Here is a 462-nt window from a genome sequence, read left to right on the forward strand (position 1 = left end):
GCCCCCGACGTTGGGTGCGCTCGACGTCTACCTGGACATGATGGCCGGTTCCGACCTGCCGTGGATCGCCAGCCTGTTCGGCGACTCGATGCTGGATTCACCGTTGGCCCGGGCGGTGCTCGAACGTGGGGGGCACCTGCGCGTCGGCACCGAGGACGCGGCCGCCCGCTCGCCCCGCACCAACGTCGAGATGGTCGAGGCCGCCGTCGCGTTGGCAGCCGAGGTCGGACGTGAGGTCGTTCCCGGCACGGCCCTGCTCGTTCCGGGTCGCACCGCGGTCGGCAGCGCCTCCAATTGATTCGGACGGCCACCGAGGAATGACACGGACGGGCGCGCGGTTGGCCCGGACATGAGAATCGCAATAATCGGCGCGGGACAGATCGGCGGCACGCTCGCTCGCAAGTTGAGCGCTCTCGGGCATGAGGTGCGAGTCGCCAACTCCCGCGACCCGCAGACGTTGAC

2 protein-coding genes are annotated in these 462 nt (G+C 69.7%); both read left to right on the plus strand.

The features are described from left to right. Nucleotides 1-298: 3-keto-5-aminohexanoate cleavage protein (locus I6F37_RS39240; protein WP_225154262.1), on the plus strand; the 298-nt coding region annotated here is incomplete at its 5' end. 51 nt (nt 299-349) lie between these two features. Beyond that, nucleotides 350-462 (plus strand): NAD(P)-binding domain-containing protein (locus I6F37_RS39245; protein WP_225154263.1); only part of this gene is annotated, 113 nt, incomplete at its 3' end.

Source organism: Bradyrhizobium sp. NBAIM08, assembly GCF_020193935.1.
Classification (GTDB): Bacteria; Pseudomonadota; Alphaproteobacteria; order Rhizobiales; family Xanthobacteraceae; genus Bradyrhizobium; species Bradyrhizobium yuanmingense.